General features: G+C 73.6%; 12 protein-coding genes. 1 reads left to right on the plus strand and 11 read right to left on the minus strand.

Going from position 1 to position 13,729, the window contains the following annotated elements; all coding sequences use genetic code 11:
• Positions 1 to 196 precede the first annotated feature (196 nt).
• Positions 197 to 1,174, minus strand: coding sequence for a hypothetical protein (locus RNC47_RS18025; RefSeq protein ID WP_311600006.1), 978 nt, complete (start codon positions 1,172 to 1,174; stop codon positions 197 to 199).
• A 276-nt stretch (positions 1,175 to 1,450) separates the two neighbouring features.
• On the opposite strand from RNC47_RS18025, the gene RNC47_RS18030 reads away from it, so the two are divergent.
• Positions 1,451 to 2,086, plus strand: a complete 636-nt coding sequence (locus RNC47_RS18030) for an HAD-IA family hydrolase (protein WP_311600007.1) — start codon at positions 1,451 to 1,453, stop codon at positions 2,084 to 2,086.
• Between the two features lie 3 nt (positions 2,087 to 2,089).
• Here the strand turns inward: RNC47_RS18030 and RNC47_RS18035 are convergent, their stop codons facing one another.
• The 10 genes from RNC47_RS18035 to RNC47_RS18080 all read right to left on the minus strand — a co-directional run bounded on the left by RNC47_RS18035 (position 2,090) and on the right by RNC47_RS18080 (position 13,727).
• Positions 2,090 to 3,112, minus strand: a complete 1,023-nt coding sequence (locus tag RNC47_RS18035) for a pyridoxal-phosphate dependent enzyme (protein ID WP_311600008.1) — start codon at positions 3,110 to 3,112, stop codon at positions 2,090 to 2,092.
• 82 nt (positions 3,113 to 3,194) lie between these two features.
• A complete protein-coding gene (locus RNC47_RS18040) occupies positions 3,195 to 3,416 on the minus strand; it encodes a hypothetical protein (protein ID WP_311600009.1) in 222 nt (73 codons plus the stop codon).
• A 134-nt stretch (positions 3,417 to 3,550) separates the two neighbouring features.
• Complete coding sequence (locus RNC47_RS18045) at positions 3,551 to 4,369, minus strand: DUF4232 domain-containing protein (protein ID WP_311600011.1); 819 nt, start codon at positions 4,367 to 4,369, stop codon at positions 3,551 to 3,553.
• On the minus strand, positions 4,353 to 4,835 hold the full coding sequence (locus RNC47_RS18050; RefSeq protein ID WP_311600013.1) for an RNA polymerase sigma factor: 483 nt from the start codon (positions 4,833 to 4,835) through the stop codon (positions 4,353 to 4,355). Before RNC47_RS18050 ends, RNC47_RS18045 begins: the two co-directional genes overlap by 17 nt.
• 18 nt (positions 4,836 to 4,853) lie before the next feature.
• On the minus strand, positions 4,854 to 6,152 hold the full coding sequence (locus RNC47_RS18055) for a polysaccharide deacetylase family protein (RefSeq protein ID WP_311600014.1): 1,299 nt from the start codon (positions 6,150 to 6,152) through the stop codon (positions 4,854 to 4,856).
• A 161-nt stretch (positions 6,153 to 6,313) separates the two neighbouring features.
• Positions 6,314 to 8,830: a CBM35 domain-containing protein gene (locus RNC47_RS18060; protein ID WP_311600015.1), complete on the minus strand. Its 2,517-nt coding sequence runs from the start codon at positions 8,828 to 8,830 to the stop codon at positions 6,314 to 6,316.
• A 50-nt stretch (positions 8,831 to 8,880) separates the two neighbouring features.
• The gene (locus RNC47_RS18065; RefSeq protein ID WP_311600017.1) at positions 8,881 to 9,729 is read right to left on the minus strand and encodes a carbohydrate ABC transporter permease; all 849 of its coding nucleotides are present in this window, start codon (positions 9,727 to 9,729) and stop codon (positions 8,881 to 8,883) included.
• A gap of 601 nt (positions 9,730 to 10,330) precedes the next feature.
• On the minus strand, positions 10,331 to 11,218 hold the full coding sequence (locus RNC47_RS18070) for a carbohydrate ABC transporter permease (RefSeq protein WP_311600019.1): 888 nt from the start codon (positions 11,216 to 11,218) through the stop codon (positions 10,331 to 10,333).
• Positions 11,219 to 11,230: 12 nt separating this feature from the next.
• Positions 11,231 to 12,553 carry an ABC transporter substrate-binding protein gene (locus RNC47_RS18075; RefSeq protein ID WP_311600021.1) on the minus strand — a complete coding sequence of 441 codons (1,323 nt, stop codon included), beginning with the start codon at positions 12,551 to 12,553 and terminating at the stop codon, positions 11,231 to 11,233.
• Between the two features lie 118 nt (positions 12,554 to 12,671).
• Complete coding sequence (locus tag RNC47_RS18080) at positions 12,672 to 13,727, minus strand: LacI family DNA-binding transcriptional regulator (RefSeq protein ID WP_311600023.1); 1,056 nt, start codon at positions 13,725 to 13,727, stop codon at positions 12,672 to 12,674.
• Positions 13,728 to 13,729 lie beyond the last annotated feature (2 nt).

Below are 13,729 nucleotides of genomic sequence, written 5' to 3' on the forward strand. Positions count from 1 at the left end.
CCCTCGTGCCGACCGGACGACTCCCAGCGAGTCTAGGCCGACACGCCGCCCAGGTACGCACTTCCGCGTACCGAACGCCCTGTCGTACTTGCCCGCCCTTCCCCCGCCGTGCGACAAAGACCACCCACAACGTGGCCGCCCGAGCGCCAGTGGGGGGCGCCCGGGCGGCCCGCCGCGCCGTTCCTCGCGGCGCCCGTCAGATCCGGGAGACCAGGCCGCAGTCCTCGGACTCGGCCACCTCTTCGCTGCGGTCGTACGGGTCCCGCTCCTCCCCGGAGGGCGGCGGTTGCTCCCACAGCTGCGAGTCGAAGAGCGGGTTGAGGAACCCGTCCGTGACGGCGCAGTCGTCGTTGCCCCGGTCGACCCGCCACTCGCCCGGCCACAGGGTGCCCGGGGTGATCTGCCACCGCTCCGGGTCGAGGACCTGGAGGTCGATGGTGCGGCGGACGATGGTGCGGGTGACCTCCTCGGAGCCGTCGGCCGCGACGAGGGGGTAGACGAAGGTGTAGTCGAGGTGCAGGGTGGCGCTGCCGTCCTCGCCCTCGGTGACCTCGGTCCGACCGCGCACCTTGACGACGTCGCCGAGGAGGGTGGCGTGGTCGGCGTGGAACCGGCTGAAGAGTGACGCGGCGTCGTACTCCCGGCTCGGGTCGCTCAACGCCCGGTCCACGTAGTCGTCGACGTCCGCGGTCGGGTCCAGGATGGCCAGCCCTTCCTCGGGCACCTCCCCGGCGATCACCTCCGGGTCGAGGTTGGTCGCGACGAGGAACTCCCGGGCCAGGTCGAGGGCTTCCGCCATCCGCTCAGCGGAGATGACGCCGACCGCCTCGGGCTCCGGCATCTCGATGCCGTCCGCGTTGTCGGCCCACTCCCGCGCCGGGGAGCCGGCGAACGGGTCGTCGAGGGTGGGCCGGTCGGGCAGCGCCTCGCGTGGCGGCGGCGCCGTCGGCCGCTCGGTCTCGGCCGGCAACACCTCCGCCGGCGCGGGGCCCGCGTCTCCCCCGGACAGCCGGTCGGTCAACAACTCGGGCCGCACGGCGAGCACCGCCACCACGACCGTCACGAGCCCGGCCACCGGCCCGGCCCACCACCGTCTCTCCCTCCGCCGCCACTCCGGCCCGGTCCGCCACCCTTCGGGCTCGCCGTGGAACTTGGAGTCGCCGTTCCTGCCCATGTCGTACGTCTCTTCTCCGCAACCGATACGTGGCCAAGATCGCCAGGCGTTGACGCGAGCCGGTCCAACCGGCGGGGCAGGTATGCGAAGCACGATCCCCCCACGCATCACCAACGCGGCGCCCCGAAGATTTCATGATCTGTTCGCATCGACGCAAGTCGACCACCACTTATCCACCGCGCGGTCACCCCGACAATTCGCCCGGGATCGGGGCATCGCACCTCCGTTCGAGACGGGATCGTTACCGGTGTCAGTGGCATGAGATAGGACTGCGGTGTGACCACTCAACCGTCCCGCCCCTTCCAGGGGTTGATTCTCGACTTCGCCGGGGTGCTGGCCACCGGCATCAGTGACGCCATCCGGGCCTGGTCCCTCGCCGAGGGGCTGCCGGCGGGGGCGTGGCGGCACGCCCTGGAGGGGGATCCGGCGGGGCGTGAGTGGTACGCCGCGCTGGAGTGCGGGCGCATGACGCAGCACGAGTGGAACCGGCGGACCGCGCTCGCGCTCGGTCTCGCCGACGGTCACAACCTCATGGGCCGCGCCTGGGCCGGGATCCGGCCGGCCGAGGACATGATCGCCCTGGCGCGCGCAGCGCGGGCGGCCGGGCTGCGGGTAGCCATGCTCTCCAACAGCTTCGGCCTCGACCCCTACGACCCGTACGCGCACATCGGCGTCTGGGACCTGTTCGACGTCGCCGTGATCTCGGAGCGTGAGGGCCTGGCCAAGCCGGACCCGGCCATCTACCGCCTCACCCTGGAGCGGGTCGGACTGCCGGCCGACGCCTGCGTGTTCGTCGACGACCGACCGGAGAACCTGTCGCCCGCCGAGGCGTTGGGCATCACCACCCTCCACGCCGACGGCCACCCCGACACGGCGGACCGGCTGGCGCGCCTCCTCGGTCTCGGGGGATGACGTTCAGCCGGGGCCGAAGGCCCAGTCGCCCGTCGTGGCCAGGCGGGTCAGGCGTTCGGTGAACGGGGTGGGGTCGAGGTCGGTGGCGGCGGGCCAGGTCGGGGTGGGGGTGGTGTCGCCCATGATGGCGACGACGGTGCCCGGGGTGGCGTCCCGGTGGAGGCGGGCGGCGAGGTGGCAGGCGGCCCAGACGGTGGTGCCGGTGGCGGGGCCCGCCGGGATGCCGAGGGTGTGGAGCCAGCGGAGGGCGGCGAGCGTGGCGGCGTCGGGGACGGGGATGACGAGGTCGACGCGGTCGAGGGGGAAGCCGGGTTCGACGCGGGGGCGGCCGATGCCGGGGACGCGGGACGGCATGCCGGTGGCGTAGTCGCGGCAGTCGCTGGCCCAGGCGGCGAAGTAGGCGGAGTGCTCGGGGTCGGCCACGGCCAGGCGGCCGGCGAGCCGGCCGAGGGTGGCGGCCGTGGTGCCGCTCGCGGCGCCGGTCACCAGCCAGGCGGCGGGGGAACCGGGCCGGCTCTCGATCTCGTCGGCGACCGTCGGCCCCGGGAAGTCGGACATCGCGGGGGCGGCGTCGGCGAAGTGGTCGAGAAAGTGGCCGCCGAGGCGGGCCGCCAGCGCGCGGGCCTCCTGTTGGAGCGCGGCCGGCGGGCCCTCGGCGAGCCGGCAGTGGCCGCCGGCGGCCTCGACGCGGGCCCGGACGGCGGCCGGCACCTTGGGCGGGACGAGGGCCGTGAGCGGGAGGTCGAGGAGGGTCGCGAGGTGGGCGGCGGCGACGGCGAAGGGGCCGCCGGTGGCCACGACCAGTGGGGTGCCGGGGCCGACCGCGCCGGTGGCGACGGCCTGGTGGAGCATGGCCTGGGCGTGTCGGTGCTTGAGGCTGCCGGTGGGGAGCGCGGACTCGTCCTTGAGGTGGAGGGCGACGCCCGGCAGTCCGGGGAGCGGCACGGGACGCAGCGGGGTGGGCCGCACCTCCGCGCCGTCGGTGAGGAGGCGGCGCAGCGCCTGCTGGGACCACGTCGACCGCATGGGGAGGATCCTAGACGCGGGCCGGCCCCGCCCGGCCGGGGAGGCTGGGCGGGGCCGGTCGAGGCTCGGACCGTGGGGTCGGTCAGAGCTCCAGCTCGTTGAAGGAGCAGGCGATGTAGTTCTTCTCGGTGCCCTTGTTGGCGACGAAGTCTCCCCAGGTCTGGCCGTAGACGTTGCAGAAGTCCTCGAACTTGGTGATGTCGATGGCCACGATGGCGTCGGCGTGGGCCGTGGTGGTGGTGGCGGCGGCACCGAAGATCGAGGCGGTGATGGCGGCGACGGCGAGCGCGGAACGGATACGCACGGGCATTCCTCTCGGAGAGTGGTTTTTCGGACTCCTCTGCAATTTGCATGATCAGTCCGGTGGGTCCGGCGCCCGACATGCCGGTTTGCTCCCAACGGTGGAGAGGTTGGTCGCCGAGAAGGGCTCGGCCCGCTTCAGTCCGCCTCGGCGGGGCGGACCGGGGTGACGGCCAGCACGGTGACGTCCTCGGCGGCGCAGCCGGTGAGCCCGTCGTGTGGCAGGAAGAGGGCGGCGCGCTGGTCCGGCGGGTAGATCCGCAGGCCGCGGGCGGCGACCGGCTCGCAGGCGTCGGCGGGGTAGTTCTCGGCCCGGGTGACGCGCACCTCGGTGACCGCGGCGGCGCCGGGAGCGAGCTCGACGCGGACCGGGCCGCCGGCGTCGTCCTCGCGTTCCGCCGGGTTGCCGATCTGCTCGCCCTCGTCGCCGGCGACGAGGGAGACGCCGGGGAAGCCGGTCATGGCGCACAGCGAGTCGCCGACGTTAGTGAGGCTCAGGGTGAGGGTGACGGAGCCCGCGGCACCCTCGGTGGCGGCGACGGCGGCGTCGAGCCGGTCGCTCGGGCACACGGGCAGCGTCTCCCGGCCGCCGTCGGGGTGGGCGGTGCCGGGCGCGGGGTGGGTGGGGGTGGGCTCGGCGGGGTCGGCCGGGCTGCCGCGGTCCTCGACGGCGAGCGGCCGGTCGTCGGGCGCGGTGCCCGGCAGCAGGGTGGCGGCGGCGATGCCGGCGCCGGCCAGGCAGGCCACGGTGACCGTGCCGAGGACGAGGGCCCGGCGGCGCCGGCGGGCGGCGGCGCGGCGCCGGACGGCCTGGAAGTGGCCGGCGGGCGGCGCGAGTCGGCGTTCCCGGGCGGCGAGCGCGGCGAACGCCTGGCCGAGGTCGGCCGTTTCCCGCTGCTCCGAGCCGTGCGATGAGCCGGGTGGCGAGCCGGGTGGTGGGTCATGTGGTGAGGTCATGGAGTCCCCTCAGGGCGGTCCGCAGGCGCGCTCGGGCCTTGTGGAGGTCGCTCTTGACGGTGCCTGGCCGGCGCCGCAGCGCGGCGGCGATCTCGTCGACCGGCAGGCCGGCGTAGTAGTGGAGGAGCACCGGAACCCGCAGCCGGTCGGGCAGCGACTCGACGAGGGCCCGCACGTCCAGGCCCTGGTCGGCGGCGGGCGCGTGCTCCGCGCCCTGGTCGAGCCGGCGGGCGGTGTGGCGCTCCCGGTCGCGGTGCCGCCAGTGGTCCTTGACCAGGTTGGCGGCGACGCTGAACAGGTAGGGCTCGGGGTTGTCCACGGTGGTCCAGCGCGACCAGAGGCGGGTGAAGGCCTCGGAGGCGATGTCGTGTGCGGCCTCGTCGCCGTCGACCAGGCCGCGGCACCACCCGGCGAGCCGCGGGTAGACCGCCTCGAACAGCGCCTCGGCTTCCTGGTCTCCGCTCACGTGCCGCTCGCCCGTTCCTCAGCCGGTCACCACCATGTCCCAGCCGCCGGCCGGGGCCTGCCCGACGCCCAGACCCCGCAGGTTCGCGAGGACCCGCGGCGACTGCGCGTCCAGCCAGTCGCACAGCTGGCGGAACGAGACGAGGCGCACCTCGTCGTGGCCGGCCATCTCGCGCAGCGAGTCCTCGACGGCGTCCATGTAGATGCCGCCGTTCCACTGCTCGAAGTGGTTGCCGATGAAAAGGGGCGCGCGGTTCGAAGTGTAGGCCCGTTCGAATCCGGCGAGGAACGCCCCGGTGGCCTGCCGGCGCCAGGTCTCGTGCATCGCCGGGTCGCCCTGGGTGGTGTCGCCCGACTGGTTGGCCAGCATGCTGTAGTCCATGGCGAGGACCTCGAAGTCGTGGTCGGGGAACGGCAGGGTCTGGAGCGGGAGGTCCCAGACGCCCTCGCGGCGCTCGGGCCAGATCTGGAGGCCGCCGGGCGAGCTGGCGTCGTAGCGCCAGCCGAGTTCGGCGGCGACGGGCAGCAGGTTCTCCTGGCCGAGCAGGCCGGGGGTGCGGCCGCCGACGAGCTCGGTCTCGTAGTCGAAGGGCAGCGGATCGAGGTCGTCGAAGCCGGTGTTGGTACGCCACTGGGTGACGAACGCCTTGGCCTGGGCTATCTCGTTCCGCCAGTCGTCGGGGGTCCAGTTGCCGACGGATCCGGAGCCGGCCAGGAAGTGGCCGTTGAAGTGGGTGCCGATCTCGTGGCCTTCGAGCCAGGCGGCGCGCAATTGCTCGATGGTGTCGCGGATGTGCTCGTCGGTGAGGTAGCCGATGTCGGAGGCGCCGGCCTGGTTGCGCGGCGGCTGGTACTGCTCGCGCCTGGCCTCGGGCAGCAGGTAGAGGCCGGAGAGGAAGAACGTCATGGCGGCGCCGAGTTCGCCGGCGAGCTCGCGGAAGCGGGGGAAGAGGCCGTCGTCGAGAGCGGCCGCGCCGTCCCAGGAGACGACGACGAACTGCGGGGGCCGCTCGCCGGCTTCGAGGGGGCGCGGCGCGGCCGGCTGGTGCGGCTGGGGTCCGGTGTCGGCGGTGGAGCCGTCGCCGATGAGCCGGGGGTTGTCGACGCTGGGCCCCGGGTCCGGGGGCTGGTCGCCCGAGCCGCCGAAGTCCTGTCCCGGCGCGGGGTTGGCGCCGACGGACTTGGCGGGGGCCGCGACGGTCGAGTAGACGCCGGCGCCGAGCAGCGCGGCGGCGCCCAGGCCGAACAGGCCACGGCGGGTGAGACCGCGTTCGGCGTGCCGGGCTCCTGGCGGGTGCTGGCGGTGGTGGGGGGTCACGGCGGCTCGCTCTCTGTCGTACGTCCTGTGGCCGCGGCGCCGGAAGGCGCCGACACCTCATGGACCGGGGCGCGGCCCGTCCGGTTGTCACAGGCGTGCAACAGCGCGTCGGCGCCGGCCGCCTCACGGCGGCCGGCGCCTGCTGTCGGGGCGGGTCCGGCTCAGCCCCGGACGGGTGCCAGCCGGATCAGGTCCAGGTCGGGGGCGAGTCCCGTCGGGTTGGTGAAGGTGAGGGTGTTGCTGCCGCGTTCCAGGGTCACCGGCACGGCCAGGGACCAGAAGTTGGACCAGGAGTAGCTGTTGCGGAAGGTCGCCCGCCGCGCCGGCCCGCCGTTGACGCTGATGTCGGCGGTGCGGGAGATGACGTCCGCGTTGTAGGCGTGGTCGCTGTCGGCGCGCTCGTCGTTGGCGTAGTGGACGAACAGCAGGTAGCGGCCGGCCCGCGGGGCCTGGACGGTCCACCGGGCCGAGGTGTCGGGTCCACCGAGCCAGCCGATGTGACTGCCGCCGCTGGCGTGCGGGTTGTCGGTGATCCTGGCCTGCCCGGCGAGGGTGGCCGTCGTGTCCTGGTAGGTGGCCAGCCCGGTGATGTCGCCGGCTCCGGTCACGTCCAGGGAGCGGACGGTGGCCGAACCGGTGGCGGTGATCCGGTTGTTGCCGGCCTGGAGGAGGACCCGCAGCGGCTGTCCCGGGGTGGCGGTGAGGGTCGTGCCGTGCGCGTCGAGGGTGAGCCGGCCGCCGGTGTGGCGCGGGGTCAGCGTGTAGTAGCCGTCGCGCGGCGCGAACACGTCGAAGATGACCGAGTCGCCGCTGCCGAGCACCAGCGCGCCGGTGCCGGGCCCGGTCGAACTGCCGTAGTCGTAGCGGGGGTTGCCGGTGGTGTCGGCGAGCGTCGCCTCGTATTCCGCGCGCGGGGTGGCGGCCGGGGTGAGGACGATCCGGTCGAGGGTGACCTCGCCGGCCCCCTTGGCCAGGGTCAGGGTGTGGTCGCCGGCGGTCAGTTGGAGCCGGACGGTCCTGATGCCGCGGTAGGTCCAGTTGAGGGTCGACGGGTAGTCGACGGTGGTGGGCGCGGCGCCGTCCACGGTGACGGTCTGGGTGGCGGGCGCGCCCGACTGGTTGCCGTAGTAGACGTCGACGTCGTAGGCGCCGGTGGTGGGCACCGAGACGTCGAAGGCGACCCGGCTCTCCGGCTGGTTGAGCGAGCCGACGTCGCGGGTGCCGGAGGTGGCGTAGCCGTTGGCGTTCTGGACGGTGCCCTGGGTGTAGATCTGGCCCGCCGTGATGGTGGCGTCCTCGGCCTCGTGGGCGGCGCGCCACGGCACGGTCGGCTGGTCCGGGGTGCCGGAGCCGGCCGGGGTGAGGACGACGCGGTAGGCGGACATCCGGTCCATGCCGCGCAGCGGGACGGTGACGGTGCCGTCGGTGGCGACCCGGGCGGTGGCGCGGGACAGCACGCGGGGCGCGGCGTGCGCGCCCTCGTACCCCGACCAGCCGGCCTCGGCGACGGTGACGGACACGGTGGAGCCGAAGGTGGCGGCCGGCACGTCGCGGAAGACGACGTCGGCGTCGCCGTCGCTGCCGCCGACGACGGCGTGCGACTGGCGCCGCTCGGTGTCGAGCGTGGCCAGGCCCTGGAGGGTGTCGATGGTGTCGGGGTTGGGCGGCGTGACGCGGACCGTCTCGCCGGTCATCGCGGCGTACCAGCGGAAGAACCACCAGCCGCCGTTGGGGATGTTGGTCTGCACGACGTTGCCGTCGAGGTTGCCCGCCATGTCCCAGTAGGCCTGGTCGGCGTAGACCTTGTTGCGCTCGAACATGGAGACCCACTGCACGAGTTGCCCTGGCACCGACAGGTCGCGGCGGTTGGCGTACTCGTCGATGTTGATCGGCAGCGGGCCGATGCCCAACTGCCGCTCCAGGGCGCGGTAGTGGTCGTAGTTGCCCTGGAAGTCGCGCAGCGAGGACGAGGACAGCTCGTGCCAGGTGGTGACGTCCGGCAGCACGTCGTGGTCGCGGGCGTAGGCGTAGAAGTCGGGGAGGAAACGGCGGTCGTAGCGCGACTCGTTGGGCCCGGCGATCCTGATGTCCGGGTCGACGGCGCGGATCCGCTCGTACACGGTGCGCCAGTCGGCGAGGAAGCGGTCCCGGTTCCTGGCGTACTGGGCCGGGTCGGAGGCGTTGAGGCCGTACCAGATCAGGTCGGGCTCGTTGAAGGGCACGAGGACGAAGTCGTCGCTCCTGGCGTGCCCGGAGACCTGGCGGGTGATGCTGTCGACCTTGGGGAGGTAGTCCGCCAGGCCGAGGTCCTCGTAGGGCCACTCCTCGTAGATGTCCTGCATCATCACGTAGACGTCGCCGCCGCCGTTGCGGAAGAAGGACTCCGAGACGGTGAGGGCGTCGCCGTTGGGGTGCTGGAGGCCGCCCTCCGGCTTCTGGGTGATGGTCGACAGCTTGAGCGGCGCGAGGATGGCGTCGCTCGGCACGCCGTCGTCGCTGAGCGCGTAGAGGGCGCCGTTGGCGCCGTACATGATGTCGCCCTCGGGCTGCCCGAGGTCGACGGTGATCCGCTGGGCCGCCTGGCCGGCCGGCCCTTCCGCCGACGCGGCCGGCGTCAGCCCGACCGTCGCCAGCGCGACGACGACGGCGGCCGTCACGAGCGCTCTCGTCTTGGACATGTGGGGGTTTCCTCCGGATCTGCGATCTACGGATCTACGGATCTGCTTGCCTACTTGACGGCTCCACTGGTGATTCCGGACACGATCCGCCGCTGGGCGACGAGGAACACGGCGACCATCGGCAGGCTCATCAACACCACGTAGGCGAAGATGAGATGCCAGTTGTTGAGGTAGAGCTGGGCGCTGGCGACCTGGTAGAGGTTGATCGGCAGCGTGGCGGCGTCGCCTCCGCCGAGCACGAAGAACGCGTAGAAGACGTCGCTCCAGGCGTAGAGCATCACCATGATCGTGGCGGTGGCGATGACCGGGCGCAGGAGCGGCAGGACGATGCGGACGAAGACGCGGGTCGGTCCCGCGCCGTCCATCCGGGCGGCCTCCTCCAGCTCCGTGGGGATGGCGCGGATGAAGCCGGTCATGAAGAAGATGGACGTGGACAGGTACATCGCGGTGTAGACCGCGATCATGCCGGGCCGGGTGCCGGCGAGACCGAGCTGCCGCAGCTCCAGCACGATGGTGATGATCGCCGGCGGCAGCAGCAGGCCGCTGACGCAGACCGCGTAGGCCGCCGCGACGAGACGGCCGCGCCGCCGCGCGAACACCCAGGCGGCGCCGGCGCCGAGCACCAGCACGAGCACCACCGAGGGCACGATCACCAGCAGGCTGTTGACCAGCCCGCGCACCATCTCGCCCTCGCTGAGCGCGTCGCCGTAGTTCCGTCCCGGCTGCCACTCCCCCGGCGCCGCCAGGTTCGGCCTGACGGCCTCGGCCTGCGGCTTCGCCGAGGTCACCAACACGAGCCACAACGGCACGCCGACGAGCACGGCCGCGAGCCCGACCACGACGACCCGCCGCGCCCACTCCGCCCTGCCCGGGCGGGCTTGCGCGTTCCGGGCGCTCATGCCGCGCCGCCTCGGTGGCCGGCCGGCGCGACCGAGCCGGAACCGGCGCGTGCCCGCCCGGGGCGCGGCCGGCGCCGACCTGACCGCGCGTCGGGCCGGTCGACGGGGCCACGCACCGGAGCCCTGCCCGGCGACACACCGAAGGTGCGTGGCCCGCGCCGCGGCGCCACGAACGACCCGGCATCGCCCGGGGCGGCCCCACCGACACCGGCACCGTCCGTGGCGGCATCGGCCTGGCCGGGCCACGGCAGGGACGCCGCCCACCGGGCGTGTTCGCCCGGACACCGCCCGGGCACCATCCTGGCGGCGCGCCCCGCAATGCAAGGGTGGCGCCGGTCCACAGGTCCTGAGGCCCGGCGAGGGCCGGCCGGCCTGACCGGCCCGCCGGGCCCGGTCAGGGCACGCCCCATATCGGCCGGCGCGGCCGTGCCGTGGCGCGGAGCCACCCCGCAGGGGTGGCACGTGCCCGGCCGCCGCGCGGACGACTTCCTCGCACCGGCGGCGAAGCCGCCGCCGCACACGGCACACCCCGGCCCGGCCGGGCCGGAGGCCCGGTGGGGGCCGGGCGTCCAGGCCCGTGCGGCGCAGGCACAGCGCAGCGTCATAGCAGCTGCTCCCTTCTCCGCAGGCCCGTGATGAGGGGGATGGCGAGGGCGACGACGATCAGGAAGAGGACCAGGCTCATCGCGGAGGCCTGCGCGTAGAGGCCCTGGCCGAAGACGCGGAACATGTAGATGTTCATGACCTCCGTGGAGCCGGCGGGGCCGCCGCCCGTCGTGGCCTGGACGATGTCGAAGGTGTTCATGGAGCCCAGCAGCGAGGTGGTCACGTTGAAGGTGACGGCCGGCGCCAGCATCGGGAAGCGGATGGCGTGGAACATCCGCCACGGCCCGGCGCCGTCGGCGCGGGCGGCCTCCAGGACCTCGCCCGGGATGCCCTTGAGGCCGGCGAGGTAGATCAGCATCGCGAGGCCCATCCACTTCCAGCCGTGCACGACGGCGACCAGCACGATGGTCCAGGTGGTGTCGCCGAGCCACGGCACGGTCGTGCCGAGCGCCTCGTTGACCGCGCCGTCCGTGTCGAACAGCGCCTGGAAGACGTAGCCGACGGCGAGCGCCGAGATCAGCACGGGCAGGAAGAACACGGCGCGGAAGAAGCGGTTGAACCGCGTGTCGCGCTCCAGCAGCAGCGCGAGGCCGAGCCCGAAGAGGTTCTGGAAGAACGCGGCGAGCACCGCGTAGACGAGGGTGACGCGGACGGCCCGCCACAGCGTGCCGTCGTCGACGATCTCCCGGAAGTTGTCGAGGCCGGTGAAGCGGATCTCGCTCTGGTAGCCGGACCAGTTGGTGAACGGGTACCAGAAGTTGAGGAGGTTCGGCAGCAGGAAGAAGCCGCAGAAGAGGACGACGGCGGGCAGCGCGAACCACCACGGGTGGTGGACGGCGGCGCGCGGCAGCCGGCCCGGTGGGCGGCGGGTGTCGGTCGCCATGCCCGGGCGGCCCTAGAAGCCGTCCGCGCCCTGGGCGCGGGCTATGTCGTCGAACTGGTTCTCCACGAACGCGGCGACCTCCGCTGGGGACTTCTCGCCGTAGATCAGGTCGGCGAGGCCGACGTGGAGTTCCGGCGCGACGATGGCCCTGGCCTGGAAGACGCCGTGTGCCTCAGGCAACGCGGCGACCTGCGCCTGGGCGGTCTCCGGCATGCCGTCCGGGTTGGGCACCGCCGGCTGGACGGAGGGTATCTGCCGGTCGGCGATGAAGTCGGGGTAGTCGGGACCGAGCCAGAAGGCGAGGAACTGCCGTGCCGCGCGCTGTCGTTGTTCGTCGCCGGTGGCGAAGGCGACGACGCCGTTGGTCTGGTCGGGCGAGTAGAGGCCGCGCGCGTCGGAGTTGGCGACGGGGAACCAGCCGACGGTCTCGTCGATCTCCTCGGTGCTGTGCTGGGCCTGGAGTTGGGACTGGAAGGAGGTGACGTTGAGGGCCATCGCGGCGGTGCCGTCCCAGATGGCCTCGGCCTGGCCGGTGAAGGTGCCGGTGCGGTAGTCCTCCTGGGCGAGGCCGGCGCCGAGCAGTTCGTCCTGGTACCGGGTGATGGCGTCGACGACGACGGGGTCGGTCCAGGACTCCTCGTTGCGGTTGAGGCCGTCCCACCACTCGTCGGGCAGGTCGGTGAGCTGGACCTGCACCTGCCACTGGAGGGGCCAACGGTCGCCGCCCACCTCGTAGAAGGCGGGGACGCCGGTGGCGTCCTGGACGGTGTGCGCCAGTTGGAGCAGTTCGTCGTAGCTGCCGGGGAGGTCGTCCTCGGCGACGCCGGCCTGCCGGAAGACCTCCTTGTTGTAGTAGACGCCGAGCATGGCGGGGCTGGTGACGACGGCGGCGTAGCGGGTGCCGTCGACGACGCCGAGCGACTGTTCGGTGGGGCCGAGGTCGTCCACCCACGGCTCGTCGTCCAACGGCAGCAGGTTGCGGGCGGGTTGGATGAACGGGAGGGTGCTGATGCTCGGCTGCCAGAACATCAGGTCGGGGCGGTCGCCGGCGGCGAGCCGGGTGGGGACGTTCTGCTCGTAGAGGTCGGGGATGGCCTCGGTGGTGACCCGGGCGCCGGTGGCCTCCTCGAAGGCGTCGATGACCTGGTCGGCGGCGGTGAGCGTGGACTGCGCCGTCCAGAAGGTGAGTTCGACGCCGTCGAGGGGGGCCAGCGGGTCGATCTCGCCCCCGCCGTCGGCCCCGCCCGGGGTGTCGTCGACGCTGCTGTCGCTGCAGGCGCCCAGGGTCAGGGTGGTGGCGCAGATCAGGGCCAGGGCGGCCGCGGTGCGTTTCATGGCGACTCTCCGAGAGCGGCTCGTCGGGGTGTCCTGGTGGTGTGCGGTGGACCGATGGCGTTCCGATGGCGTTCCGGGGGCGAGGAGTTGGCGGGGCGGCTGGGGGGTCGGGGGCGGGTCAGCGGGCGGGCGCGGGTCCTGTGCTCTCGCGGACGATCAGGCGGGGAGCGGCGGCCACGGGGTGCGGGGCGATCGGCTCGCCCTGCTCGACCAGGCCGTGCAACAGGGCGAAGCAGGCTCGGCCGACGCCGGCGAAGTCGAGCCGGACGGTGGTGAGCGCGGGGGCCAGGTAGGCCGAGTGCGGGGCGTCGTCGAAGCCGACGACGCTGACCTCGTCCGGGACGGCGCGGCCGGCCTCGCGCAGCGCGCGCAGCACGCCGAGCGCCAGGTCGTCGTTGCCGCACAGCACGGCCGTCACGTCGGGGTCGCGGGCCAGCCGGCGGCCGGCGGCGTAGCCGTCGGCGGGCTCCCAGCCGCCCTCGATCGGCTCGGGCACGGGCACCCCGGCGTGGGTGAGCGCGTCGCGCCAGCCGGCGGCGCGCTGGGCGCCGCCGCTGGTGCGGGTGGTGGAGGGGATGGCGAGGTAGTGGACGGTGCGGTGGCCGAGTTCGAGCAGGTGCCGGGTGGCCTCGCGGGCGGCGGCCCGGTCGTCGGTCCACACCCACGGGCGGCCGGCCGGCGGCGGCTCCGCCGGGGTCTCCACGGCGGCCACCAACAGGGCGTCGGCCGGGGCGAGTTCGAGGGCGCGGACGCCGGGGCTGTCGTAGGCGATCAGGATCAGCCCGCCGCCGGGGTCGGTGGCGCGCCGCAGCGCCTCGGTGACGAGCCGCTCGTCGTCGGACTCCAGCACGTGGATGCCGACGGCGAACGAGGCGGCGCGGGCGGCCTCCTCGATGCCCTTGATGGCGGCGGCGTAGCCGTAGTGGACGGTGTTGGAGGTCAGCACGGTCACGGTGCGGGACCGCCCGCTGGCCAGCGCGTGCGCGGTGGCGCTGCGCCGGAAGCCGAGTCGGGCGATGGCGGCCTCGACGCGCTCGCGGGTCGCGGGCCTGACGCTGGGGTGCCCGTTGATGACGCGGGAGACCGTCTGGTGGGACACCCCGGCGGCGGTGGCGACGTCCCGGATGCTGGCCGGGCGTCCTCCCCCGCTCCTTGTGTGACCGGTCACAGACATGC

This window comes from Streptomyces millisiae, from assembly GCF_031845425.1.
In the GTDB taxonomy this organism is placed as follows: domain Bacteria; phylum Actinomycetota; class Actinomycetes; order Streptomycetales; family Streptomycetaceae; genus Streptomyces; species Streptomyces millisiae.